This is a genomic window from Paenibacillus sp. alder61, assembly GCF_020179875.1.
Lineage (GTDB): Bacteria > Bacillota > Bacilli > Paenibacillales > Paenibacillaceae > Fontibacillus > Fontibacillus faecis.
The window spans coordinates 75,248-100,612 of the sequence record NZ_JAIUDG010000013.1; the positions used below are offsets into that span (position 1 = coordinate 75,248).

Consider the following 25,365-nt stretch of genomic DNA (forward strand, 5'->3'; position numbering starts at 1 on the left):
ATAAAGTTTCTTAAGCTCGATAGTCTTAATAACCCCCGGGCGAATGGCCCGAGGGTTATCTTCATAATAAACCGCTTATTGCGGCACCGTCTTAACCGGCTCATCCTCCGCATGGTGGAAGTTCCGGGCGATATACAGAACGGGAGTACCCGCGGCCGTTAGGACAAATTTGAACACGTACGTCGTCAGCAGGATTTCCAGCCAAACCTGGAGACTGTACTGTCCGAGAAAAGCGATGGAGCAGAAAATCAGCGTGTCGACAAAAGAACTGACCATCGTGCTTCCATTGTTCCGAATCCAAAGTTGATGACGCTTGGGATAGTATTTCCGGATCCACGAGTACAGGCGGACGTCCAGAAATTGGCTGACAAAATAGGCGGTGAGACTTCCGAGTGCGAGCCGCGGCATCAGCCCGAAAATCGTCTCTAGCGCTCCCTGGGAAATGTCGCTTTCCTGCGGCTCAAAGGCCAGTACCATCTGCATGAGAACGGTGGTCATGATCAAGGTGAAAAAGCCGAACCAGACGGCTCTTTTGGCTTCCTCGCGCCCGAATTTTTCGTTCAGCAAATCGCTGGTCAAGTACAGGCTGACATACATCGTGTTCCCCAGCGTCATGACGATGCCGAACATCTCCACGGTCTTGACGACCTGAATGTTTGCGATGACGGTGGCGACGCCGATCCAGGCATACAGGCCTTTTTTCCCAAACAACCGATAACAGAGCAGGAAAAAGCCGAAATTGACGAGCATATAAAAAATGCCCCATCCGATATTGAACATCTGAAACTCCTCCTAGTTTTGATTACGCGGGATGGTTGCGAACCGCGGCTGCTTCAAAGCGCAGCAAGTCCCAAGATACCACAACTCCGGCCCGGTTGCCATCCCTTATTTTCATTTGCCGTAATTTGAAAAATGAAAATATAAAAAATATCATTTTCAAAAGGCATTTTTTTCTATAAAATAGTCCTAAATATACACTGGTTAATTAAGACTAGGACCATGCCATACCGCCTAGGTAACCGGATCACGTCAAGCAGAGAAATAAAGAAAATTAGGAGAGGGACAGGGGAGGCTTTCTATGCTAAAAGTCAATCATTCTATCGGCCGCAAGTTTATGGCCACGTTTGCGATCGTCATCATTTTGTCTTCGCTGTTGTTCAGCCTGAGTTTCTACTTTGTCTCCATGGGGATTATCAACCGGAATGTGCTGCCGCAATTTGACAGGGTGCTGCAAACGAGCTCGAAGGATATTTTTAAAGAGATGGATACGACACAAGCTCTGCAATTGTTGAACGGGAAGGAAAATTCCCGCGTCATTGTAGAGTCCTATCTCAGCGAAAAGGTGGAAGAGTTTCAGTTACATACGGCCTATCTGCTCGACTTGAAAGAGGATCAGGCCATCGTCATCGGCGTGGATGAGGGATCCCCGATGAAGGTCGGCGATCAGCTTGAAGTTCAGGAGGCGATGCGCAAAGCCGAATCGAAAGGAAAAGCCAGCATCAGCCCGCTGTACTCCGACCAATTCGGGTCTCATAAAACCGCCTACATCGCCCTCCCGGGCAGTTCGGCGCTGCTCGCCGTAGGCATGGACGCTACGTTCATCGAGGACAAGAAGGCGGAAATTTTCTGGATTTGTATAGGGATTTTCCTGCTTGTGATTCTCGTCGGGATGCTGGTCGCTTATCTCAACAGCCGGCGGATCACCAACCCGATCAAAAAACTGGAGGAAGTAACCAGCCTGATGGCACAGGGCGATTTCCGGCAGGAAATCGGAATTGCGTCCAAGGATGAAGTCGGCCGGCTCGCCGACAGTTTCCGGATCATGACGGCGCAGTTAAAAGCGATGATCGGACAAGTGCTGGAAACCTCCCGCAACGTTGTAGACGGTTCCGACCAGTTGCTCCACTCCGCCTCCACCTTCAAGGAGCTAACCGAACAATCGGGTACGGCGACGCTGGAGATCGAAAAAGGCAGCTTCACGATCGCTTCCACCGCGGCGGAGAACGCCAGGGCGATGGAGGAAATCTCGCAGGGCGTGCAGCATATCGCCACTTCATCCGCCGTGGTGACGGAGAAGATCGGGCAGGCTTCGACGGAGGCCGAGTCTGGCAACACGCTCGCCAATACGGCCGTTGAGCAGATGAAAGCGATCGAACAGGCGGCGATCCAGTCGCGCAGCTATATTTCCGTTCTGAATGAACGGTCGGAGTCCATCGCCGCGGTGGTCGGAGTCATTATGGACATCACCAAACAAATCAATATCCTGGCGCTGAACGCGGCGATTGAAGCCGCTCGGGCAGGCGAGCATGGCAAGGGGTTCGCGGTGGTCGCCGAGGAAGTCCGCAAGCTGGCGGAACAATCGCGTACGGCGACGGACCAAATCGGGGAGTACCTGCTCAGCATCCGGGAGGAGGCCGTGAATTCCGTTAACGCCATGGAGCTTGTCAGCCATGAAATCAAGTCCGGACGTGAGCGCGTCGACCAGGCCGGATTCGCTTTCGGCCAACTGACGGAACTTATCCGAACCATCAATTCGACGATTCAATCGGTATCCGCTTCGACACAGGAAGTGTCCGCCGGCACGGAGGAAGTCACCGCTTCGGTGGAAGAAGCCGCGAACATTACCGCCAAATCCCTGCAGAGCATCGAACAGATCGCCGATTACGCCAACCGGCAAATGTCCGAAATGGAGCTTCATACCGAGACCGTTCAGTCTTTGTATCGCCAGGCGCTTACACTGCAGGAAGCGGTGGAGAAGTTTAAAATATAGGCGTCCTTCCAGAAAACGAACAAAACGCCCGCGTATAAGGGAATACCTTAAACGCGGGCGTTTGCGTTGTCATCATTCATTCGTTCTGTTAAACGCCAACGACCTGGCCCGGCTATGGCCGCAGCATGCTGTAGATTTGCCGCATATCCAAGTGGGATTCCACATGATCCGCCAGCCGGTTAAACGCGGCCTCTTTCCGTGAATCGGCCGCTAACTGCGACTTCAGAGGGGGGAGCCCCTTGTCCGCGCGTACGGCGTTCAACCAGGACCGCCGCCAGGCGTCGTTTTGGAACACCCCGTGCAGATAGGTGCCAAACACCCTCCCGTCCTTTCGTGCGGTCCCCTCAAACCGGTCGGTTCCATCCGGCTCGCGGATGAAAAATACCGGGACCGTTTCGGATACGGGCGTGTCGCTTACGTTCCGCATCGGCTCCGTCCGTCCCGCATGAATCTCGTAACCGCTGATCGGAAATCCGCGTCCCGCCGAGTCTGCAAAACCCGCAATCCCGGGCAGCGTGCTCCCGCCGACGCGAATCGTCGTTTTGCCCGGAAGAAACGTCGTCTCCACCGGCAGCCAGCCCAAACCTGCGGCCGCGCGGGGAACCGCGGATTCCACGGCTTCGGGATCATGAAGCTGCCGGCCAAGCATTTGGTAACCGCCGCAGATGCCGACAAGCCGGGTGTTACGCCGGCCCTCCAGAAATTCGCGAATCGCGCGCTCCAACCCCTGCTCACGCAAAAACTCCAGATCGCCGATCGTATCTTTGGATCCCGGCAGTATGACGATGTCGGGGGTACCGAGCTGATCGGCATGCTGAACATAACGCAAGGACACATCCGGTTCCGAAGAAAGAATGTCGAAATCGGTGAAATTCGATATTCGGGGATAGCGGATCACCGCGATATCCAGCTCCCGGCCGGCCGTCGGACGTGACGAGTACGTATCCAGCACCACCGAATCCTCCGCTTCGATGTCCAGATCCGGCATAAAGGGCAGTACGCCCAACACGGGAATCCCCGTCCGCTTCTCGAGCCAGTCCAGACCCGGCCGCAAAAGCGCCAGATCTCCCCGGAACTTGTTAATGATAAATCCTTTGACCCGGGCCCGCTCCTCCGGTTCCAGCAGTTCCAGGGTACCGACCAGAAACGCAAATACGCCGCCGCGGTCGATATCGGCCACAAGAATCACCGGCGCATCCGCCCATCCGGCCAGATTCATGTTGACGATGTCGCGATGCTTCAGGTTGATTTCCGCCGGGCTTCCGGCGCCTTCCATCACGACGATATCGTACTTATGCCGCAGCCGCCCGAGCGCTTCCATCACCAAAGGCTTGGCCACCGGCAGGAACTCCTCCCGGTAGCCCGCAGCGCTAAGATGGGCGTGCGGCTTGCCGTGTACCACCACCTGGGACCGCATTTCCCCCGTAGGCTTTAGCAGTACGGGATTCATGTCCGTCGTCGCGGGGATGCCGCAAGCCTCCGCCTGAATCCCTTGCGCGCGGCCGATCTCCAACCCGTCCTCGGTCACGTAAGAATTTAAAGCCATATTCTGCGACTTAAATGGGGCCGTACGAAATCCGGCGCGGGTAAAAATCCGGCACAGCGCGGTGACGATTACACTTTTGCCCACATCGGAGGCCGTCCCCTGCACCATGAGCACTTTCCCCTGCCCCGGCTCGGATTCCCGGTTTTGGACCGCTTCATTCATCCCTCTCGCCTCCCTTGCTCCTAATACTGTCGCGGGGTTACCTTCCTAACCGTCTATGCTGTCTGAAAAACAACAACCGCCAGCACAAGCAGCAGCGCCTCCAGCCCTTCGTTCATCGCCCCGTAGGTGTCGCCCGTCAATCCGCCCAGTTTGGAGCAAATTTTGCCGGCGGCCAGCGAACCGGCCGCTGCCGTCAGCACCGGAGCGGCGACAAAGTAAACGCCTAGCCGCAGCAGACCCGGACCGTCCCCCGGCAACAATGCCGTCAGGCTCAATCCGGCGGCGGTCAACACCAAGGCGCTGATCGCTGCTTGTACGGTGTCCTTCGCTTTCAGGCCGCGAAACAGGCCCGCCAGACCTTCGCCCTCACGCGCGGTCGGCCATTTGGACATGGCGCGGGCCATAAACCAACGGCTCCACACGGGGGCCGTCAGGAGCGCCGCTCCCGCCGGCAGGCTGCCCGCCGCGAGCAGCGAAGTCAACAGTGAAGCCTTTAGCAGAAGCAGCAAAACGCAAGCGAGCACCCCCATCGCCCCTACGCGGCTGTCCTTCATGATTTCCAGCATTTTTTCGCGGGAACGGTAGCTTAACAGGGCATCCGCCGAATCCATCCAGCCGTCCAGATGCAATCCGCCCGTGAGCCAGACCCAGAGGATCAAAGCGATCACCGCCGCCGGGAACACGGGGAGCGCCTGCGCCGACAGAACTCCCCCTACCCAAACGGCAAGCCCGATCGCGGCGCCGACCAGCGGATAGTGCTTGACGCTTTGTTTAAGCAGCTCCGGGGTAAAATCCAGCTCCGCCTTAACCGGAAACCGGGACAGAAATTGAAAAGCGGCCAGGATAGGCCGTCCTTTTTGTGTCATAGCAAATACTCCCTGCTTTTCAGTTCGATCGGAATACCCGCCGTCACCAAAAAGACCTGGTCCGAAATTTCGGCGATCCTCTGGTTCAGGATGCCGGCGTAATCCCGGTACAGCCGGCCGAGCGGGTACTCGGGAACGATTCCGCTGCCCACTTCATTCGTCACCAGAACGAGCGTCCCCGGATAGGCGGCGACCGCTTCCTGCAAGCGCGCAATCTCGCGGGTCAGCGCGTCTTCGGTGGCCCGCCCTTCGGCCTCCGCGGCCAGAAGCACGTTCGACAGCCAAAGTGTCAGGCAGTCGACCAGCACGCAAGAGTCCGGGTGAAAGCCGTCATATCCCGGCAGTTCCCTCAACAGCCCAGCAAGCCGAAGCGGTTCCTCCAACGTTGTCCAGGGATAGCGGCTATCCTCGCGCTGAAGGCGATGGCGATCGATCCGCAGACGCATTTCCTCGTCGAAGGCCTGCGCGGTCGCCACATACCATCCCGACGGAGCATGCTTCATGCACCAGCGTTCGGCGAACGAGCTTTTTCCGCTGCGGGCCCCTCCCGTCACCGTTACGATCATAACCCGTTCCCTCCGTTTTCCGGGGTACCGTCTTTGGCATTCTCGTGCGAGGTCGAAACTCCCGCGCCCTGGAAGGTGGCCATTTCGGCCATAATCCGGCAGGCCGCGTCCAGCAGATGAAGCGCCAGGACGCCGCCCGTTCCTTCTCCCAAGCGCATCTCCAGATGCAGCATCGGCTCAAGCCCCAGAAGGCTGAGCAGTTGGGCATGCCCTTGCTCCTGGGAAACGTGCGAAGCGATCATGTACCCCGCGGATTCCGGCGCGATCCGCTGCGCCGCCAGCGCCGCAACGCTGGAAATAAACCCGTCGATCACCACGGGACAGCGGTTGGCCGCGGCGCCCAGAATGACACCGGTCAAGCCGGCGATTTCCAAGCCGCCCAGTTTGGCGAGCGTTCCGATCGGATCGGCGGGATCGGGGCGGTTGCATGCCAGGGCTCTATCGACCACGCCCACTTTATGTCGCCAGCGCTCCTCGCTGATTCCCGTCCCCCGGCCTACGGTTTCCCGTGCCGGGATCCCGGTAAAGGCGCTCATTAACGCAGCGCTGGCCGTCGTGTTGCCGATCCCCATCTCCCCGGTCACGAAACACCCGACGCCACGCGCTGCCGCCTGCTTCACGATTTCGAAGCCGACGAGGATCGCCGCCTCGGCCTCCTCCCGGCTCATCGCCGGACCGACAGCGATGTTGCCTGTGCCGTACCGGATTTTCTTCGCGATCAAATCCGGATGCTCGATATCGGCGTCGACACCGATATCCACGCACATCACCTCCGCGCCGGCCTGCCGGGCCAGCACGTTGACCGCCGCGCCGCCGGCAAGGAAATTCCGCACCATTTGCGGAGTAACCTCGGCGGGAAACGCGCTGATTCCTTCCGCGCAAACACCGTGATCGGCTGCCATAACGACGACGGCGCTCTTGGGGAAGGAGGTTGCCACTCGCCCCGTGATTCCCGCCAGCTTCATCGCCACGCTTTCCAGCTTGCCCAAACTGCCCGGTGGCTTGGTCAAGCTATCCAAGTGCAGTTGGGCTGCGGCGGCCGCCTTGGCGTCCAGTGCGGAAATCGAACGAGCTATCTCCTTAACGCTTTGAAGCATCGGAAAACGCCTCCTTGAATAACCTTAGATTGATTGTCTTCTTTATTGATTTTATCCGCAGACTTTATGAGGGAGAGCGCGCCGAGTCCGGATCAACGCGGCACGATGTTCTCCGCTTTTCGGAGCAGCAGTTGCGGGGCTCCCGAATCGGGATGTGGAATACGGTAAGACTTCACATGAAACACACTTTCCAGGGTTTCCGGCACGAGAATGTCGCCCGGAGCTCCCTGACCGGCAATGCGCCCGCCGTTCAGCACGAGCAGACGGTCGCAGTAAAGTGATGCCAGGTTTAAATCGTGCATCACGGAAACGACCGTCAAGCCCTCCTCCCGCTGCCAACCGGCGATGAGATCCATAAACTGCATTTGATAGCGGATATCCAGGTAAGTGGTCGGCTCATCGAGCAGGACGATCTCCGGCTGCTGTGCCATCACTTTGGCCAGAGCGGCCCGCTGCCTTTGTCCCCCGCTCAGATTGCTGAGCGGTCGATGCGCCAGTTCCTCAAGCTCCATTCTCTTCATGATCCGCTGAAGCAGTTCTTCCGCCCCGCCCTGTTTTTCCCGGCCACGCCAGTCCTGATAAGCAAACCTGCCCATCTCGATGACTTCACGGACCGTGTAGGCGATCGGAGGAAGCCCGTCCTGCTGCAGCACCGCCAGCTTCCGGGACAGATCTTTTCGCCCGTAGGAGGACAAAGAGCGCCCGGCCAAGGAGATTTCTCCCCGATCGGGCGCTTCGACGCCGGAGAGCAGGCTGAGCAACGTGCTTTTCCCGCTGCCGTTCGGGCCGATCACGCCCCAAAACTCCCCGGGCGCAATGCTCCAGTCAATGTCCTGCAAGGCTTTAAATTTCCCGTAGCACTTGGTGACCTCCTTAACCTGGATCATGACAGTTCCTTCTCCCTTGCTCTTTTTTTACGATACAGCAAATAAGCGAAAAACGGCGCTCCGACAAAAGCCGTTACAACCCCGAGCGGAATTTCCGTGGGCGCGAGCAGCGAACGGGCCGCCAGGTCGCTCCACATCATGAAAATGCCGCCTCCGATCGCGGAGAGCGGGATAATCAGGCGATAGTCCGGTCCGGTGATCAGCCGGATCATATGGGGAACGACGAGGCCCACAAACCCGATGACTCCCGACACGGATACCGCTGCCGCCGTCATAAGCGTAGCGACGAGGAGGATGAGCAGTTTGGTTCCCTCCACGTTTAATCCGGAATGGGCCGCCTGCCGTTCTCCCAAGGCAAACAGGTTCAACGAACGGGCCCGGCTCCACAGAAACAACCCGCCCAGCGCCAAATATGGAAGCAGGATGGCCGTATAGGACCATCCCCTCAGACTCAAGCTGCCCATGGTCCAGTACATGATCTGGTTCACGGTCTCCTTGGACATCGCCGTCAGGAACGAGACGACGGCACCCAGAAAGGACTGCATGACCACACCGGACAGGATCAGGCTTTCAATCGGTATTTTGCCGTTTTCCCGGGCCAGCCACATGACGATCCATAACGTAGCCGCCCCGGTGAGAAAAGCGACGACAGGCAGGGTAAACACGCCGATAAGCGAAAACTGCCAGCCGAAAAAAATCAATACGGCCGCGCCCACGGCAGAGCCGGAGGAAACCCCGAGGGTGAACGGATCGGCGAGCGGATTGCGCAGCACGCCCTGAAAGGCAGCGCCCGCAACCGCCAGCGACGCCCCGACCAGAAGGCCGAGAAGCACGCGAGGCAGCCGGACTTGCATCACAATTTGCTCCGAAGCCGTATCCCAGGTCGGCTCAATCCAATGGCCCATGCCCGGAAGGCGATGCAGCAGGATCTTCGCGATCTCAAGGACCGGCATTTTGACGGAGCCGAATCCCACACAGACCAGCAGGGTAAGAATCAGCAGCCCGAGGCCTATAAATCCGTAGCCTGCCAGTTTGTTCCTCACGGCTGAATCAAATCCGGGTAAATCGCGTTAGCCACATCGATAAGCCCTTTGGTCACACGTGGACCGGGACGGCTCAGCAGGTTGTCGTCCAACCCGATAATGCGGCCTTCCTTGACCGCGGTGATCTGGTCCCAGCCTCCGCGGCTCTTGATAATATCGGCGAGCGTCCGGTTATTCTCGTCAACCACGCTTTTGGCGTAAAGAATAACATCCGGATTCGCTTTGATAATGTTCTCTTCGTTAATTTCGTTCCAACCGGTAAGGTCGGAAGCGACATTTTCTCCGCCGGCCAGCGTAATCATTTCATCCATAAATTCACCCTTGCCGACCGTCCAGCCCGGCGAGAATTCGATATAGACCTTCTTCTTCTGATCGGCCGGCAGCTTGCCTACCGCTTCCTTGACCTTATCCAACTCGGCCTGCATTTGGCCGGTAACCTCGCCGGCTTCCTTCTGGCGATCCGTAATTTGACCGACCAACCGGATGTTCGCCATGACCTCTTCCATCGTTTTTGCGTTGGAACGGAACACTTTCAAACCGAGATCACTCAGGCTTTTCACCGTTTCATCACCAACCAGGCTCCCCGCCAGAACGAGGTCCGGCTGAGCCGCAACGACCGCTTCCACATTAACCTGGAAACCGCCCATTCTCGGCTTGTCTTTTACGGCTTCCGGATAATCGTCATTGTCGGAAACGCCGACAACCTGCTCATCCAGTCCCAGGGCAAACAGCCCTTCGGTTTCCGACGGGGCCAGCGACACGATGCGCTGCGGCGCCGATTCGAACGTAAACTCCGTGCCGTAACCGTCTTTTACGGTCAGCGGATAAGTCGTTTTAAGGCTTTCCTGGTCCGCTGCGTTCGACGTATCCTTCGGCGTCTCCTGCTGCTGGGCTTGTCCCTCTTTGGCGCCCTCCGCGGCATTTTTACCGTTCGCCCCGCAGCCTGCAGTGACGAGCAACAGAATGGCCAGAAGCCAGATCCCCCAGATCTTAGTCCACTTTTTCATCTCTTTCTCTCCTTCTGTGTCTGTAATTCTAGAATAGCCTGCCTGGTGAGCAGCAACTCAACTCCGATGTCTCTTCATGAAGAAAAACCCATCCTAGCGGATGGGTTACGTCTACAAAGTTATAGGGGAGACCGTCGTCATATTCCGGTGCCGGAACGCTGGGATCACTCCTCTAAGCAGAACGTTATCCTTTCCTCGAAGGACCGTCTATCCTTCCCGTGGCAGGTCTCCTGACTTCCAGGTTCCGACGAACGCCCGGCCTTCCCATCATACTGTGGCGTACGACAGTGGCATGCTTGGGCGCGTCCCTGTATACAGTGGCGGGACCGTGCCGGAGTTTCACCGGCTTCCCTTTTAACCCTTGGCTCGCAAACTTGCGGGCTTCGGGACCGACGGGTATTTCCGTATTCGCTTGAATCCAGGCGATCTATCTCTTTTGGATTATAGGGGAAAAGCCGAGAACTTACAATACGAAAGAAACCGTCCCGTGATACGGTTTCGCCAAATATTCATTTTGCCCGGGAAGAGCGCTGACGCTCAGCTGCACACCCAAACGCTTCGCACAAAAGAGCCCTTCGTTACTTTGGCAAAGCCCTGAATTTGAAACCCCGCCCGGCGCAATTCCGGCTCCAGTTCTTCCGACGATACGACCACCGAAGTGTCGCTGAACCGGCGCAGGCTCAACAGCATCGCACGTTTCTCCTCCAAAGGAAGAACGGAACATAAATTGTAAGGCATATCCAGAATCGCCGCGTCAAAGCGATCGTCAATTTCATGCATATTCCCGATGCCGACAAGTTCTTCATGATGATATCCGAAATGGGCCAGGTTGACCCTCGCGCCGCGGATCGCCAGCGGATTGATATCCCGTCCCACAATGTCGATCCTCATCGATAGGGCCTCGATCAGTACATTGCCCATCCCGCAGCAGGGATCGACCGCACGGAACCCGGAGACAACGGGAACGGCGATATTTACCAGACTTCGGGCCAGGGTGGCGGAAAGCCCTGTAGAATAATTCCGGGGCTTATGTTTATGCCTCTGCCAAACAGGATCCGCCGGCTCGCATATGCCAAGTCTCCACGACTCCCCGTCATGCAACAGACCGAACAGGACGTCCGGCTGCCTCATCTCGGCCGTGCCCCGAATATGAGCCCCGACCGTTCTCTCCAAGCGGCGCTGGTCTTCGTAACTGCGAGGCGTACCGTTTTTGAGATATTTGACTTTGAAGGTCTTCCCCTTCAAGTCAAGTTTCTCCGCAAGGGATAAAACCTCCTCGAGCGAGCCGCTTCTGGCCAACACCCTCATTTCCATGGAAATGAAAGGGCTCCGGCTCGCTCCGATAGCGGTTTTGCTTTCCATAAAGGAATGTGCTCCGGGCTCTTGCCCAAACAAGCTGCGAAGCTCAAGCCTGCACAATTCTCTCTCGTTCTCGTGGCACGCATAGGGGTAGATGTAATTGTAACTACTTTGAGAATTCCGATACCAATCCACGTTCCGTCTCCTTCTTCACATTGCTCTCGCTTGGGGCAATTTGGCCCACGTAAGGCAAGGCTAAGCCATACAGGCCTTACATCCTCTGAACCATTGTACCAGAAGATCGCGGCTTACCGTAAACGCTTCGGGGAGGGGGCCGCCGATCGATGGCTCTGCTGCATTTCCGTTAACTGTGCCCAGTAACGTTGGGGCATATGGGAAAGCCTGGCCCGGGGATTATTTCTTTCCCGGATCGCCACCGTATCATAAAATTGCTTCCACAGTCTCCGGTATGACATCTCCTCTTGGCTCGGCTCGGGCAATACAAGCTCGTCCAGACGAAAAAGTCCCACCCGTTCTGTAAGCGGACCCTCCTGCTTCTGCATCAATGCTTGTCCATGAGTCTTGTCATAAATCAGAAACGATTCCCTCCGGTACCGATCGCAGAAATGGGAGGCCAGCAGCGGCAGCACCTGATTCTTGGGCTCGATAATTGCGACAAGAATATCGCCATAATCCGAGAACCGAACGAATCCCAAATAAGCGTGACTTTCCGTCTTTAAATGCTTTACCGCCTTCCGCAGCCGGTGGACCGTATCCTCCGTCAGCATATTCATAACCGTACGTCCATATTGAAAGCCAAGCCTCAAAAAACGGTACAGCAGCAACTCCTTATCGGCCACGCAAGTAAGAAAGCCGCAGCGGATCAGTTCCTGCGCGTCCGGACCGATTTTGGCGCCGATTCCCTTGTAGACTCTGGAAGCCTTCACCAAATCGGTCTCGACCCATACCGCATCGAACAGGGTATAAAGACAATCGTCACCCGGCCGTATGTCCACCGCCTCTTCTTTACGGTCATAGCTTTCAAACACACAGCTGAGAAAACCGTCAAAACTGCCGTCGTAAACGTAAGCGGATTGGCGGGTCCAACTCATGTCGCAATCACTTCCGCCCCCTTGCCCGCCGCGAGTTCTTCGTCGCTGAACAGCGTAAGCTGCTCCACCTGGGGCTTAGGCAGATACAAAGAGATTTCCTTCTTGGACAACAGGGATCGCAGGATTGTGCTTTCATTCACTTTCAACCCTTCAAGACGCCTGCCGGAGCAGGTAATAAAATATTGCGCTCGCTTCAGCACGACCCCCAGCTTCTTTAATCCGGCAAAGTCCAAACTTCCCGCTCGCCGCGCCGTAACGATCCTCTTGGCGCTTCGCACGCCGATTCCCGGGACCCGCAGCAATGATTCGTACGGGGCCTGATTGATCTCCACGGGGAACCGGTCGATATGGTTGACAGCCCAATGGCACTTGGGATCCATAAACGGATTGAAGTTCGGTGTTCTTTCATCCAGCAGTTCATGGGCTTCGAATCCGTAAAACCGCAGCAGCCAGTCCGCCTGGTAGAGCCGATGCTCCCGCAGAAGCGGCGGCTTGCTGTCCAGCGCCGGAAGCAGCGAATGTTCCACCACCGGCGTGTAAGCGGAATAATACACCCGCTTCAACTCGTATTTGCGATACAGCGCCTCGGTCAGCGTCAAAATCTTCAGATCGCTGTCCGGCGAAGCTCCTACGATCAACTGTGTGCTCTGTCCTCCCGGCACAAACTTCGGCGCATGCCGATACTTCACCAAATCCGTACTGTTCTCGCGGATGCCCTCCCGAATCGCCGCCATCGGCCGAAGGATCGTCTCCTTGCTCTTATCCGGCGCAAGCTGCCGTAAGCTGTCCCGGGACGGAAGCTCAATGTTTACGCTCATCCGGTCGGCAAGCAGTCCCAGCCTGTTCACCAGTTCGGGATCACTTCCGGGGATGGCCTTCACATGAATATAACCCGAGAATCCATATTGATTCCGCAGCAGTTCCAGCACCCGGATTAATCGTTCCGTAGTATAATCCGGACTCTTGACGATCCCCGAGCTTAAAAATAATCCCTCGATATAGTTCCGGCGGTAAAAGTTCATCGTAAGCTGCGCAAGCTCTTCCGGCGTGAACATCGCCCTGCGGGTATCGTTGGAACGGCGATTAACGCAGTATTTGCAATCGAATATACAACTGTTGGTCATCAGAACTTTCAACAAAGAGATGCAACGCCCATCGGCGGCAAAGCTGTGGCAGATTCCCGACGCAACGGCGCTCCCCAACTTACCGTCTTGGCCCGCTCTCTCCCCTCCGCTGGAGGAACAGGAAGCATCGTATTTGGCGGAATCCGTCAAGATCGTAAGCTTCTCCAGTACATCCATTAAAGCGATCTCTCCTTTTGGAATCATTATAATACGAACATTTGTTCTTGTAAATACAAAATATTCCATAATTCTTGTAAGAAAAGTGTAAGGTTTCTTTAAGATCCTTTAAAGGCAAATCGATGGGAAGAAAACGTAATGCGGCCTATACTTCAAAGCTGTATAAGCGTCGTTGAGATAGATCCATGAAGGATTGAGCACTACTAAAGAGCGATTGAACTGATGGGAGTGGAATTCGTATGACCAGACAAACGGGGGTCGCCGCCAGAATCCTCCAAAAAACTTTGCTGCCGGTTCTCCTGATGAGTGCTGGAATAAGCGCCTTTTTCCCCATGGCAAACGCCGCATCGACCGCCGCGGCCAATCCGGCCGATTCGGGGCTCGCGGGGAAGAAAAACAACGTCTCCGAGTTCAGGCGTTACTTGGACGAACAGGTTCCGCTATTGCAAAAAAAGTACGGGGTGCCGGGCGTTTCCATCGGCGTTCTTGAGCATGGAAAAATCGGCTACGTGGTGCAATACGGATATGCGGATAAAAAGGCGGGCCATAAGCTGGACGCAGCGTCGCGCTTTCAGGCGGGCTCCATATCCAAAAGCGTTACCGCCTGGGGGATCTTGAGGCTGGCGGAAGAGGGGAAACTATCGTTGGACGACCCGGTCGGCAAACATTTGGGGAACCGGTCGATTCCAGGTGTGGAGACCATTTCGGAGGAGGTGACGATCCGGCGGCTGTTAAGCCATACGGCAGGCCTTGCACCCCATCCCGGTTATCTGGGCGTCGAGCCGGGCCGGGAGCTTCCCACGCCCGAGCAATCCCTCGCGGGGGCAGGCATGTTGAACGAACCCGTAAAATTCGCCTTTACTCCCGGCACGGAAGCGGCCTATTCGGGGGCAGGCTATACGATCCTTCAAATGGTGATTGAAGAGGTATCGGGGCAGCCGTTCGAAGATTATATGGAAAAGCAGGTTTTGCTCCCGCTGGGGATGAACTCCAGCAGCTTCGGCCTAAGCAAAGAAGATAGAGTCTCCCTGACCAAAGCCTACGGATATTTCGGACAAGAACTGCCCGACTACCGATTCACTGAACGGGCTGCCGCAGGGTTGATCACCACCGCCGGAGACTTGATAAAGCTCATGCAGGCGAGCCTGGACACCTCGAAGACCGGAGGAATCCCCTTGGGGCGGGGTGTTCTAGCTCCCGACCTGGTCGGGGAGATGCAGACACCGGTTTTGGGCGAAAACGGACTCGGTATATTTTCCCGTAGCCTGCCGGACGGCACCACCCTTCTCTACCACCCGGGCGACAACCGGGGCTGGCACGCCTTCTACGGCTTTATCCCCGAGTCCCAAAACGGCTTGGTCATCCTGACCAACAGCGAAAACGGCATCGATTTGCGGCAGGATGTGTATCATGCCTGGATCCGGTTTGAAACCGGGGCACTGCCGGAAGGAGCGGTCGCGCTGGCTCAATCAAGGACCTTGCATCAATGGGTGGCTTATGGGCTTGCGGCCGGTCTGGGGATTTATCTTCTGCTCGCCGCCCTGCGCATCCGCAGCGGCCGCCGCGTGTTTTTGCTCAATCATCCCAAACCGCCTTGTGTACGATTACTGATCCGGCTGATTGTTCTGATCGTTCCGGGCGTCCTGCTATACCTTGGCGCCTACCGCTGGAGCATCATCGGGCTGCAGAGCGGGCTGAAAAACATCGCCCTCGCCGTTTTCGCCTGGCTTGCCAGCCTGCTCGTTTTCGGCTTATTTCCGAAGCTCCCCGCAAAAATGCAAAAAAAGGCTGACGCAGCCTCGTTACGGTGATATCCAAATCACCCCAAAGAAAGCGGAGCGTCCGCCGGAAGCGGGTCTCTCCCCGGTGTGAGAAACCGGGACTGGCAGTGCGCTAGTTAACGTGAACCATAGACAACCTTGCTAACATAGAATTCCTGCATATCTGCATGTTTTTTTCTGGTTTGGAATAAAAAATTCAAAATTCCTGCAAATCTGCAGCAATTTTTGGCCAAACAGGCTCCCTTTTTCTAAAATCGCTAGAAATGTCTGCAGATTTACATCTTTTTTCGAATCCCCCCATAAATCAGCAAAAATACCTGCAGATTTGCATCTTTTGGAGTGGAATAAGTGTTGGAATTGTGCTAGGCCCCTAGCCCTTGGGCCTTTTGATCTCGCCGTGGGTTAAAAACGATTTGGACATCGGCGGACGCGGGACTGCGTTCTAGACGGCGTCCGTCGGCGGGCCGTTTTTCGAAAGACTCCTGATTTACAACAGATTGATTTCTGACAAAAGACGGTACGAATGGAGCCTGGCCTCATAATCCGGCGCCGCCGTTACGATCAAAAATTCCTCATTCTCGTATATCCGCCGGAACTCGGACAGGCGCTCAGCCAACTGCTCGGGGGTTCCGACCAGCCGCTCCCGGGGAGGCTGCCCTCCCCGGGCAACCAGCTCGGCCTCCATCCGGTCCGCCATCGTGCGAGCCTCCCGTTCCGTGGGAGCGCAGAGCGCTTGAACCGCCACGATCGCTTCCGGTTCCGTCCGCAGAGCAGAGGGCCGAAACTCCTTCCGGTATACGCGCAGCGTTTCGATTCCGTCGCTTTCGCTCATAAACTGGCCGAAAACGTACCCCGTTCCGAGTTCCGCCGCATAGCCGGCGCTTTTGACGTTCGTTCCCAGCATCCATACGTCCGGCTGCCGCTCTGGAACAGGACGCGCTGCCACCGGCCGGTCCTCATAGGTGTAGCTATCCCCCAGCAGTGCCAGAAGTTCCGCCGCCGACTGGCGATACCGGGCCACATGCTGCAAAAAATTGCCGCTAAGCGCCATCGCCGTATGCGCATCGCCGCCGGGCGCCCGGCCCAGGCCCAGATCGATGCGCCCGGGATATAGCGCGGCCAGCATCCGGAACCACTCCGCCGCTTTCAGCGGAGCGTAGTGCGGCAGCAGCAGCGCCCCGGAGCCGAGCTTGATCCGGGTCGTCAACGCGCCGATATGGGCGAGCAGAACCTCCGGGGACGGACAGGCCAGACCGTCCATATTATGATGCTCCGCCGCCCAATAGCGGCGGTACCCCCACGCCTCGGCCCGCTGCGCCAGCAGGACCGCCTGCCGCAGGGCCTCCTCATCGCTGCAGTTCCCAAGCTTGGGAACCAGATCCAGCACGCTTAAACGCAGCCGCTGCTTTCGTTTTTCCTGTTTCGCCAAGAGCCTCATCCTCCGGTCAAAAGTTGGTTCGGACCTTCAAAATTTCGCCCGGTCCGATCTTGGCCTGCGGGTTCCAGAAATCCGATCCCGGAACCAGCAGGGTATACAGCATAGAAATTACGCCTCCATGCGTCACGATAAGCAGCGGCGTCGACTCCCCTTGCCTTTCCAGCTTCGCGGATACGGAAGCGAGTTCCCCGTACATGCTGCGGACGCGCCCTTCAAACTGTTCCCAGGGCTCTCCTTCAGGCGGCGTACAGGCCTTAGGGTTGTCCAACCAACGCCGGTAAACTTCCAGATCCTTGAGCATGTCGTAGGTTTGCCCTTCCCAGGCTCCAAAATGCATCTCCCTTAACCGGGAGTCATAAACCGCGTGAGGTGCCAGATCCGGGCGAAGAAACCGCAGCGTATGCCGGCAGCGGGACAAATCGCTACAGTATATGGCGGAAAAGCCGGCCCCGGCCAGTGTTTCCCGCAGCGGCGCCAAGCCCGAGGCGTCCCCGGGTAGCAGCTCCGTGTCGCTCTGCCCCTGGTACCGCCGTTCCGCATTCCAGGCCGTCGCGCCGTGGCGGATCAGCCACCATTCCATCCTTCCCCCTCCTTTTTACCGCCCGGTCAGGAACCAGGCCTCGCTCCACCATAAGCTCAAAATCACGGCCAATACCACAAAAACGCCCGAGACGAAGAACATCAGCCTCGCCGTTTTTGGAATATCCTCGGGCTCCAATTCCCGCGTCTTGTCGCCCATATAACTGCGGAACGAAGTTACGCCATGGTAGGAGTTCTCTCCCCCGAGACGAACGCCGAGCGCTCCCGCCACGGCCGCTTCGGGATAGCCGCTGTTGGGACTCGGATGGGAAGCGGCGTCCCGCCGGAAGATGCGCCAGGCTCCGCGCGCGTCCAGGCCGCAAGCCCATGCCGCGGCGACCAGCAGCAGCGCCGTCAGCCGGGCGGGGATGTAGTTGGCGATGTCGTCCAGCCGGGCCGAAGCCCATCCGAGATCGATGTACTTCTCGTTCTTGTAGCCGACCATCGAGTCGAGGGTGTTGACCGCCCGGTAAGCGATGGCCAGCGGCGCCCCGCCGATCAGGGCGAAGAACAGCGGCGACACGACGGCGTCGACGATGTTCTCCGCCACCGTCTCCACCGCGCCGCGCACCACCTCGGGCGGCTCCAGATGCCCGGTGTCGCGGCCGACGATCATGCCGAGCGAACGCCGGGCCGCCGGCAGGTCGCCGCGCCGCAGATGGCCGCACACCTCCATCCCGGCGTCTCGCAGGCCCTTGGCCGCGATGGTCGTCCAGACCAGCACGGCCTCCGCGGCGGCGGCCAGCCAGGGGCTGACCCCGGCCAGCAAGCGCAGCGCCGCCCAGGCCAGTGCAAAGCTGCCGCCGGCGACGATCAGCGGCAGCAAAATCCCCGCGGCCCGGTAGGCGCGGGGACGGAAAAGGCGGCGGATCGCCGCCTCGACCCGCACGATCGCCTTCCCCATCCCGATCACGGGATGGGGAAGCCAGCGCGGGTCGCCCAGCAGCCGGTCCAGCGCGTACGCGGCCGGCAGCACCCACCACGCCGCCGTCACGGCCGCGGCTCCGCGTGGGCCGCGGCGGCGCGCAGCGATTCGCACACGGCGGCGTAAACCAGGCGGCCCACCGTGCCGCCCAGGTCCGTCGCGGTACCGGCGTAGCTGTGCAGCAGCGGCCAATCCGGCCGCTGGCTTACGCCGATCACGACCGCATCGGTCGTCGTCCCGGTGGCCGCAAGCCCGGTCTCGGCGTCGAGCACGCCGAGATCGCCGAGCGCCGCGGTTTTGGCCTCGGTCGCCGTAATCACGGCGTTGACCATCGCCGCCGGCGTCAGCTTGCCGTCGACGGCAAGCATCAGGTTGATCGTTCCCGGCGTCCATGAGGCCGGGAACGTCGTCCGCCGGACACCGGCGCGCGCCGCGTTCGAAACGCCCGCCGTCGCGCAGCAGAACACGGCGAAATGATCGTTGCGCTCCTCCGCCACGGCGGTATGCCGCAGCCGGACCGCCGTCAGCAGACCCGCCGTTTCCTCCGCGGGATACCCCCACTCCCGGAGACTCCGTCCGATATCCCGGACAGGGTCGTCGCAGCGGTAATGACGGTCGACGTAAATATTGACCATCCGCCGAAGCGGACCCGCGCCTCCACCATAGACCGAGCTGCCCACGCTCTCCAGTGTCGTCGGCGCTTCAAGCAGAATATGCCGCTCCCCGCGAATGACGCGAAGTCCCGGCCAGACGGCCGACTCGTAAATCCCGCTTTCTCCCGTATCCAAAAAAGGTGTCGTCATTCCGTTTCTCCCCCTGTCAATACATCTTTCATTTCCTGCAGCAGACGCAGGCAAGCCGGCTCATCCTTGACGGCCACGCGAATGTCCCGGTCGGACAGCCCTTTGTACATGGCGCAGCTGCGGACCAATATCCCTCTGGTTCCCAGTGCCGCCTGCACCCCGGCGGCCGTCCTCCCTTCGGGCAGGCGGACCAAAATAAAGTTCGCTTCCCCCGGCCAGGTCAGGCAGCCGAGTTGCTCCAGCCCCTGCCGCAGCCTCGCCCGCTGCTTGGCGACCAGCGAAATCGTAGCTTCCTCGAAGGCGCTTCCCGCCTCCAGACAGATTTCTCCCGCAAGCAGGGCAAGGGCGTTGACGCTCCAGGTTACCTGCTTGTCCCGCATCGCCCGGGCGGTTTGCGGGTGAGCGACGGCGTATCCCAGACGAAGCCCGGGAATCGCATAGAATTTCGTCATCGACCGGACCAGAATCAACCGGCGGTAACGTTCCAGCTCATCCAAGAGGGACCGCCTCCCGCTTTCGGGGATAAAATCGATAAAAGCCTCGTCGATAATGACGTAGCTCCCATTTCGCTCCCCGGCTTCCGCAAAAGACCTCAGCTCCTCCCGGCTGTATTGGACCCCGTTCGGATTGTTCGGCTGTCCGATAAAGACCAGATCGCACGCCCCGATCAACCGCTGCACCGCTTCGGGCTCGGCTCGGAAAGCACGCTCTTCCGTTCCTCTCACCGATACCACTTCGGCCCCGAACTGCCGCGAGAGCGCCTCGTATTCCGAGAAGCAGGGCTCAACGATCCCCACCTTCTTCGGTCCCGCGGCAAGCAAGGCCAACGCCATATTTTCCGCGGCCCCGTTGCCGACGACAAAACCCGCTTCCTCCCGGCCGAGCTTGTCGGCCAACTTGGCGATCAGGGCCCGATGTCCCGGATCCGGGTAGGCCGTCACGATCGGAAGGGCCTCTCTGAGCCGGTCCAGCAGCCCGGGCGGCGGGCCGAGCGGATTGATATTCGCGCTGAAGTCGATGAACCGTTCCGGCTCCACCCCGTATTGTGCCGACGCGGTCCAGATGTCGCCGCCGTGACCGTATACTTCCAGTACCATTGCCATTGCCCCCGTCTTTTTCAATCTACTGCACTTTTAGGTGAAGTCTACCACACCTTACGTTGAAATCAAGCCTTGAAAAAGCAAAGAAAACAGGGTTGTCTTTCATTTCAAGGAAGGTTTGGTTTACAATAGACTCAGAGTGTACATAACGCCAATCTAGACACGGGGGGAACATGTAACATGCTGTTTATCGACAATCAGGGGATTACCGATGCGTCCGTCAACCTGGCCATCGAGGAGTTCGCGCTAAGACATTTGCCGCTTGAGGACGACAGTTACCTGCTGTTTTATATCAACGCTCCGTCCATTATCATCGGGAAGCACCAGAATACGATCGAGGAAATCAATGCCGAGTATGTGAAAGAAAACGGCATTCAGGTCGTCCGCCGGCTTTCCGGCGGAGGAGCGGTATACCATGACCTCGGCAATCTGAACTTCAGCTTCATCACCAAAGACGACGGCCAATCGTTTCACAATTTCCGCAAATTTACCGAGCCCGTGGTCGAGGCCCTGCGTTCCTTCGGCGTCAACGCCGAATTGACCGGCCGCAACGACCTTCAGGTGGGGGAACAGAAAATTTCGGGCAACGCCCAGTTCGCCACCCGCGGACGCATGTTCAGCCACGGGACTTTAATGTTTAATCTGAACCTGGAGGACGTTCAAGCTTCCCTGCACGCGAATCCCGAAAAATTCAAATCCAAGAGCACGAAATCCGTTCGCAGCCGCGTCGCCAATATCATAGATTTTATGGACCGTAAAATGACGATCGAACAATTCCGCTCCGAGCTGCTCCGCCATATTTTCGGCATGGATCCGGCAGCCGTTCCTCAATACAAATTGACGGAAGCCGACTGGGAAAAGATCCGCCAAATCTCGGCCGAGCGCTATAAAAACTGGGATTGGAACTACGGCCTGTCCCCGGAGAGCAATGTCAAGCACGCCAAGAAGTTTCCGGTGGGTATCATCGACCTGCGGATGGACATCAAGGACGGCCACATCAAGAACATCAAGATCTACGGCGATTTCTTCGGCGTCGGCGACGTGACCGATATCGAGGACAAGCTGAAAGGCGTACGCTATGAGGAGAACGATGTCCGTGCCGCTCTGTCCGACGTCGATATCAAGCATTATTTCGGCAATCTGGAGAAAGACGAGTTTATCGGACTTGTGTTTCTTGAAGAATAGAGGATAAAGGCCGGCAAGCAAAATAGCTGCAAATCTGCAGGAATTCTCAAATTTAAGCCTGAAACGGAAAAAATGCCTGCAGATCTGCAGGCATTTTTACATGGACCGGCGTGGCTTTAAAGGTAGGAGGATACACACGCCCGGCGTTATTTTTTCGTTACCTTCAATTGCACACTATGGCCGTGATATATGAGCTCCGCTTTATAACCCTCGGGCAGCCCCGTGGTTTCGACGGAGGTAAACCTTTTGTTACGGTATGTATAAAATGGATCGAGTGCGTAAACGTGAATTGAAATCCTGGTTTCATAAGGTACAATAGAGAAAGCTGAACAAAGAGAGAAGGGCGAAGCTTTTTCGTCCCAAAAAAGGAGAGAACCCATTGTATAAACTCGTAGCGATCGACATCGACGACACTTTAATCAACGACGACAAAGAAGTAACCCCGGCCACGCAGCGGGCCTTGGAGCAGGCGGTAGCGAAAGGCGCCGTCGTCACATTGGCCACGGGCCGCGCTTACGCCAGCGCCCAGGCGATCGCCCGTCAAACCGGACTGAATGTTCCGATCATCACGTATCAGGGGGCTTTGGTCAAAAATTTGCTGGACGAACAAGTCCTTTACGAGCGTTATGTCCCAATGGATGCCGCTCACAAGCTGTTCGAATATTGTATCCAAAATAACCTCCACCTGCAGACCTACATCGACGACAAGCTTTATGCCCGCGAGGAGAATCAAAAGCTGATCGACTATGCGGCATTAAACAAAACGAAGTATTATGTCGAACCCGATTTCGCCAAACTCGTGGCTCGGCCAACTCCGAAAATGCTGATTATCGATGAGCCGGATTACCTGGATGAAATCGCTCCGGTGCTGCGGGAACTGCTTGGCGAAAGCGTACACATCACCAAATCCAAGCCGAACTTCCTTGAAATTATGCACCACGAAGGAACCAAGGGACATGCCTTGAAGTTCCTGGCCGCCCATTTCGGCTGCGCGCTGTCCGAGTGCATCGCGATCGGCGATTCCTGGAACGACCATGAGATGCTCGAAGCCGCAGGCCTTGGCGTCGCTATGGGCAACGCGATTCCTGCCCTCAAAGAGATTGCCGACTATGTGACCGCCAGCAATAACGAGGACGGCGTCAAGCTAGTGATCGATAAATTTATTCTCGGCCAAGAAGCGTAACCGTACCGGAACGGCTCTGCCGTCAAATTTTCGAATTTAACGGGAGGACTTCCCGCTAAATTGACGCAATGCAGGCCATTCGTGTCATTAGCTGGAATTTCTCCCGCTATTTTCGCTTTTTTTGCCCGAATCGGTGTTTTGCCCGAAAAATAACGGGAGTTTTTCCCGTTGATTGCTTGCTGCAGCCGTCAACATACTTGATTAGCGGGAGTTTTTCCCGTTAATCAAGCGCTAACTGACCCGCCTCAGTCCGGCCTCTACAAGAAAACGACCGCGGTTTCCGCTCATGAACGGAAACTGCGGTCGTTTTCTTTTCCCCGGCCCCTGGCCTATATGGCGGCAAGCGGCACATTCATCCCCGTGACCGCGTAGCGCACGCCGTCCGGCAAAGCGTAATCCTGACGCAAGTCGATGTCATGCGACATGTGCGTAAATATCGTTTGCTTCGGCTTGAGCTCCCGCAGCAGCTCGAGCGCTTCTTTGACATCGTACACGGAACGGGTGGAGAACTCGGCCAGCTCATGGTAAAAGCTCGTCCCCAACACGAGCAGATCCAGCCCGTTCAACAAAAGCCGCTGCTCCGGCGGCAAGGTGATGGAATCCGGGCAGTAGGCCCAAACATAGCCGTTCTTTTCCAGCCGATAAGCATAGGAATAGCCGTTTTTTCCATGGTTTACTTTCCAGCCGGAAATACGCCATCCCGCCAGCGAGATCCCTTCATCCACCGGGTGAAAATCCAGATTTCTTTCCAGCCAAGGATATTGACGGTTTATCGCGTCCAGCACCTCTTTTGGGGCATAAATCCGCCCCTTCCGTTCCAGCCACCGGCAAGCGTCCGCCCATTCCGGAAGGCCGCCGATATGATCGAAATGGGGGTGCGTGACCAGCACCGTTCCGGCGAACCGCTGCCCCCTCCGTTCCATACTCTCCCGCCAGTCGGGACCGCAATCGATGAGAAAGCTTCCCTCCTCGCTTTCTACCGACACGGAAGAGCGGTAGCGCCGATTGAGCCCTCCCGTTCTCGCCTCTTCGCAAACTTGGCAATCGCAGTAGACGCGAGGTACGCCCATCGCATCCCCCGTCCCCAGAAACACCAGTTGTTCCACTCGGCCTTCCCCTCTCTGCTGTCATGTCTCATTGTCTCAAGATCCGATTATTTCCGCCCTGCGGTCAAATCCACAAAAATCGTATCCTTCGGGGCCGGATCTTCCGGGTCCCCGTTTCTCGTCTCCACCGTGAGCACGAGATTGTCCGCCTCCTGAAGGGCCTCTTTGTTTTTCACGTACAAATGGGCCCGGTAAGCGTGATACTGCAAGAGCCCCAGGCTGTCGCGGCTCCCTTCCTTGACGGCCCAAACCTCGACGATCTGATCCTCCCGCGGTACGATTCCGCCGACGAGCATCAGCATCTCCCGCGACGCCTCATTATACCAAACCATGCCGGATTCCGGCGCAAGTCTTCCTCCATCAAGGGGGAGAGCGACGCTCTCCGGACTCGACATCACCGGCAAGGCGGCGGGCTCATATCTCTCCACGTAGGTGCTCCAAGGTTCATCCGCCGCGTGCTCCGTCCGGAGCACCCATCCCCCGGCTACGATCAGCGAGAACGAGAAGGCCAAAATGGCCCCGCGCCGCCGGAAGCCGCCTCTTATCAACTCTTTTGCCCTGTTTCTAAGCCCGATAAACCGAACCCGCCAGCGAAGCGACTTGCGTACCCGTTCCGCCGGGACAGCAGGCTGTACTTGCTCCCGATTCCCGGCTGTTCCGGCTTCCGGATCGCCTTGAGACTCCGAATAGAGCAATACCCGCTCCCAATCGGCGGAAAGCTGCCGGCAGGACGGACAAAATTCCAGGTGGGCCCGCATTTCCGCTCGTTTCGGTCCCGCTACCGTTCCAAGCACCCAATCCACCCAGTCCTCTTCCGTATACCTTGCCGTGCAGCCCGATAACGGATCTGGCCGCGACGCGCCAACGGTTTGTTTATAAACGGAATCGCTCATCCTTCCCGCCTCCTTCCGGTGTATGGCTCCAGCCTTGTTTCTCCAACTGTTTGCGCAAATTGGCAAGCCCGTAGCGAACCCATGATTTTACCGTGCCGATCGGAACGTTCCAGGCTTCAGACATCTGCTTATGGGTGTGCAGGGTATAATACGAGCCCAAAATCGCCTTTCTCTGCGCCTCGGGCAGCGCATAAACCGCGGATCTCAATGCCTCCTTTTCCAGCCTGGAAATGACCTGTTCTTCCTCGGAAATCGGCGTCCCGCCGGGAAGAAGCTCCCCTTCCAGCGGCTGTACCCGTTGATTGCGCCTCAGCCGGTCGAGGCAGCGGCTCCTCGTTTTTACGGCCAGCCAGGCTTTGATGGAGCCCCGGGCCGGATCGTAGTCTTTTCCCCGCCGGAGGGCCTCGAGAAACACTTCATGGCAGACATCCTCCGCCTCCATCCGCTCGCCCACCATCCGAATAGCCACCTGCATGACAAAAGGAGCGTACGCTTCGTAAAACCGGTCGAACGCCTCGACGGATCCGTCGCACATTTGGCGCAGCCGCAGCGTCATCTCATCATTTTGCAGGTCCATGCTCCTTCCCTCCCGAACCATACTCCTCCCTCGTTACCTCCCGTTTTACCAAAAAGCGCGCCGTTTGAAAACCCCGAAAAAAATTTTTTCGCGCATAAATCCAAATTGCGATTTCGTTCGTATCCTTTATGACCGCAGC

Annotated in this window: 23 protein-coding genes and 1 riboswitch; of the genes, 4 read left to right on the forward strand and 19 right to left on the reverse strand. The window is 57.4% G+C overall.

Features of this window, described 5'->3' with window-relative positions; translation table 11 throughout:
- Positions 1-75 precede the first annotated feature (75 nt).
- Complete coding sequence (locus tag LBW89_RS15195; protein ID WP_148450715.1) at positions 76-780, reverse strand: queuosine precursor transporter; 705 nt, start codon at positions 778-780, stop codon at positions 76-78.
- 298 nt (positions 781-1,078) lie between these two features.
- Between LBW89_RS15195 and LBW89_RS15200 the strand changes: the two genes are divergently transcribed.
- Entirely contained in the window at positions 1,079-2,770 is a 1,692-nt protein-coding gene (locus LBW89_RS15200; protein WP_225039482.1) for a methyl-accepting chemotaxis protein, read from the forward strand.
- 112 nt (positions 2,771-2,882) lie between these two features.
- Here the strand turns inward: LBW89_RS15200 and LBW89_RS15205 are convergent, their stop codons facing one another.
- The 10 genes from LBW89_RS15205 to LBW89_RS15250 form a co-directional block, all read right to left on the reverse strand.
- A complete protein-coding gene (locus LBW89_RS15205; protein WP_225039483.1) occupies positions 2,883-4,478 on the reverse strand; it encodes a cobyric acid synthase in 1,596 nt (531 codons plus the stop codon).
- 53 nt (positions 4,479-4,531) lie between these two features.
- Positions 4,532-5,344, reverse strand: a complete 813-nt coding sequence (gene cobS, locus LBW89_RS15210; protein ID WP_148450717.1) for an adenosylcobinamide-GDP ribazoletransferase — start codon at positions 5,342-5,344, stop codon at positions 4,532-4,534.
- On the reverse strand, positions 5,341-5,910 hold the full coding sequence (gene cobU / locus LBW89_RS15215) for a bifunctional adenosylcobinamide kinase/adenosylcobinamide-phosphate guanylyltransferase (protein WP_148450718.1): 570 nt from the start codon (positions 5,908-5,910) through the stop codon (positions 5,341-5,343). Before cobU ends, cobS begins: the two co-directional genes overlap by 4 nt.
- On the reverse strand, positions 5,907-7,007 hold the full coding sequence (gene cobT / locus LBW89_RS15220) for a nicotinate-nucleotide--dimethylbenzimidazole phosphoribosyltransferase (protein ID WP_148450719.1): 1,101 nt from the start codon (positions 7,005-7,007) through the stop codon (positions 5,907-5,909). The genes cobU and cobT overlap by 4 nt, the downstream gene beginning before the upstream one ends.
- A 92-nt stretch (positions 7,008-7,099) precedes the next feature.
- The gene (locus LBW89_RS15225) at positions 7,100-7,894 is read right to left on the reverse strand and encodes an ABC transporter ATP-binding protein (protein WP_225039484.1); all 795 of its coding nucleotides are present in this window, start codon (positions 7,892-7,894) and stop codon (positions 7,100-7,102) included.
- Positions 7,891-8,937: a FecCD family ABC transporter permease gene (locus LBW89_RS15230; RefSeq protein WP_148450721.1), complete on the reverse strand. Its 1,047-nt coding sequence runs from the start codon at positions 8,935-8,937 to the stop codon at positions 7,891-7,893. Before LBW89_RS15230 ends, LBW89_RS15225 begins: the two co-directional genes overlap by 4 nt.
- Complete coding sequence (locus LBW89_RS15235) at positions 8,934-9,944, reverse strand: ABC transporter substrate-binding protein (RefSeq protein ID WP_148450722.1); 1,011 nt, start codon at positions 9,942-9,944, stop codon at positions 8,934-8,936. The genes LBW89_RS15230 and LBW89_RS15235 overlap by 4 nt, the downstream gene beginning before the upstream one ends.
- A gap of 202 nt (positions 9,945-10,146) precedes the next feature.
- Positions 10,147-10,353: riboswitch (cobalamin riboswitch) on the reverse strand.
- A gap of 128 nt (positions 10,354-10,481) precedes the next feature.
- On the reverse strand, positions 10,482-11,306 hold the full coding sequence (locus LBW89_RS15240; RefSeq protein ID WP_225039485.1) for a TRM11 family SAM-dependent methyltransferase: 825 nt from the start codon (positions 11,304-11,306) through the stop codon (positions 10,482-10,484).
- 245 nt (positions 11,307-11,551) lie between these two features.
- Entirely contained in the window at positions 11,552-12,355 is an 804-nt protein-coding gene (locus LBW89_RS15245; RefSeq protein ID WP_148450724.1) for a TIGR03915 family putative DNA repair protein, read from the reverse strand.
- Positions 12,352-13,656: a putative DNA modification/repair radical SAM protein gene (locus LBW89_RS15250; RefSeq protein ID WP_148450725.1), complete on the reverse strand. Its 1,305-nt coding sequence runs from the start codon at positions 13,654-13,656 to the stop codon at positions 12,352-12,354. The genes LBW89_RS15245 and LBW89_RS15250 overlap by 4 nt, the downstream gene beginning before the upstream one ends.
- Positions 13,657-13,895: 239 nt before the next feature.
- Here LBW89_RS15250 and LBW89_RS15255 point away from each other — a divergent pair, with 239 nt between their 5' ends.
- The gene (locus LBW89_RS15255) at positions 13,896-15,467 is read left to right on the forward strand and encodes a serine hydrolase domain-containing protein (protein WP_225039486.1); all 1,572 of its coding nucleotides are present in this window, start codon (positions 13,896-13,898) and stop codon (positions 15,465-15,467) included.
- 457 nt (positions 15,468-15,924) lie between these two features.
- On the opposite strand, the gene LBW89_RS15260 is transcribed toward LBW89_RS15255, so the two are convergent.
- Genes LBW89_RS15260 through cobD form a run of 5 tightly spaced genes read right to left on the reverse strand, consistent with a single transcriptional unit; the run spans position 15,925 to position 20,279 of the window.
- Positions 15,925-16,875 (reverse strand): MsnO8 family LLM class oxidoreductase, encoded by a 951-nt coding sequence (locus LBW89_RS15260; protein WP_148450726.1) that lies wholly within the window; start codon positions 16,873-16,875, stop codon positions 15,925-15,927.
- Between the two features lie 7 nt (positions 16,876-16,882).
- A complete protein-coding gene (locus tag LBW89_RS15265; protein ID WP_148450727.1) occupies positions 16,883-17,455 on the reverse strand; it encodes a histidine phosphatase family protein in 573 nt (190 codons plus the stop codon).
- A 15-nt stretch (positions 17,456-17,470) separates the two neighbouring features.
- Positions 17,471-18,448 carry an adenosylcobinamide-phosphate synthase CbiB gene (gene cbiB / locus LBW89_RS15270; protein ID WP_225039488.1) on the reverse strand — a complete coding sequence of 326 codons (978 nt, stop codon included), beginning with the start codon at positions 18,446-18,448 and terminating at the stop codon, positions 17,471-17,473.
- The gene (locus tag LBW89_RS15275; RefSeq protein WP_225039489.1) at positions 18,445-19,182 is read right to left on the reverse strand and encodes an adenosylcobinamide amidohydrolase; all 738 of its coding nucleotides are present in this window, start codon (positions 19,180-19,182) and stop codon (positions 18,445-18,447) included. Before LBW89_RS15275 ends, cbiB begins: the two co-directional genes overlap by 4 nt.
- The gene (gene cobD, locus LBW89_RS15280) at positions 19,179-20,279 is read right to left on the reverse strand and encodes a threonine-phosphate decarboxylase CobD (protein WP_225039490.1); all 1,101 of its coding nucleotides are present in this window, start codon (positions 20,277-20,279) and stop codon (positions 19,179-19,181) included. Before cobD ends, LBW89_RS15275 begins: the two co-directional genes overlap by 4 nt.
- Before the next feature lie 183 nt (positions 20,280-20,462).
- Between cobD and LBW89_RS15285 the strand changes: the two genes are divergently transcribed.
- Together LBW89_RS15285 and LBW89_RS15290 are read left to right on the forward strand one after the other, a co-directional pair.
- Positions 20,463-21,467, forward strand: a complete 1,005-nt coding sequence (locus tag LBW89_RS15285) for a lipoate--protein ligase (protein ID WP_213505291.1) — start codon at positions 20,463-20,465, stop codon at positions 21,465-21,467.
- A 379-nt stretch (positions 21,468-21,846) separates the two neighbouring features.
- Entirely contained in the window at positions 21,847-22,650 is an 804-nt protein-coding gene (locus LBW89_RS15290; protein ID WP_225039491.1) for a Cof-type HAD-IIB family hydrolase, read from the forward strand.
- 329 nt (positions 22,651-22,979) lie between these two features.
- Here LBW89_RS15290 and LBW89_RS15295 read toward each other — a convergent pair whose 3' ends face one another.
- The 3 genes from LBW89_RS15295 to LBW89_RS15305 are packed head-to-tail and all read right to left on the reverse strand — an operon-like array spanning position 22,980 to position 25,226.
- A complete protein-coding gene (locus LBW89_RS15295; RefSeq protein WP_225039492.1) occupies positions 22,980-23,756 on the reverse strand; it encodes an MBL fold metallo-hydrolase in 777 nt (258 codons plus the stop codon).
- A gap of 47 nt (positions 23,757-23,803) precedes the next feature.
- Entirely contained in the window at positions 23,804-24,649 is an 846-nt protein-coding gene (locus LBW89_RS15300; protein WP_225039493.1) for a zf-HC2 domain-containing protein, read from the reverse strand.
- Positions 24,630-25,226: an RNA polymerase sigma factor gene (locus LBW89_RS15305; protein ID WP_225039494.1), complete on the reverse strand. Its 597-nt coding sequence runs from the start codon at positions 25,224-25,226 to the stop codon at positions 24,630-24,632. Before LBW89_RS15305 ends, LBW89_RS15300 begins: the two co-directional genes overlap by 20 nt.
- Positions 25,227-25,365 lie beyond the last annotated feature (139 nt).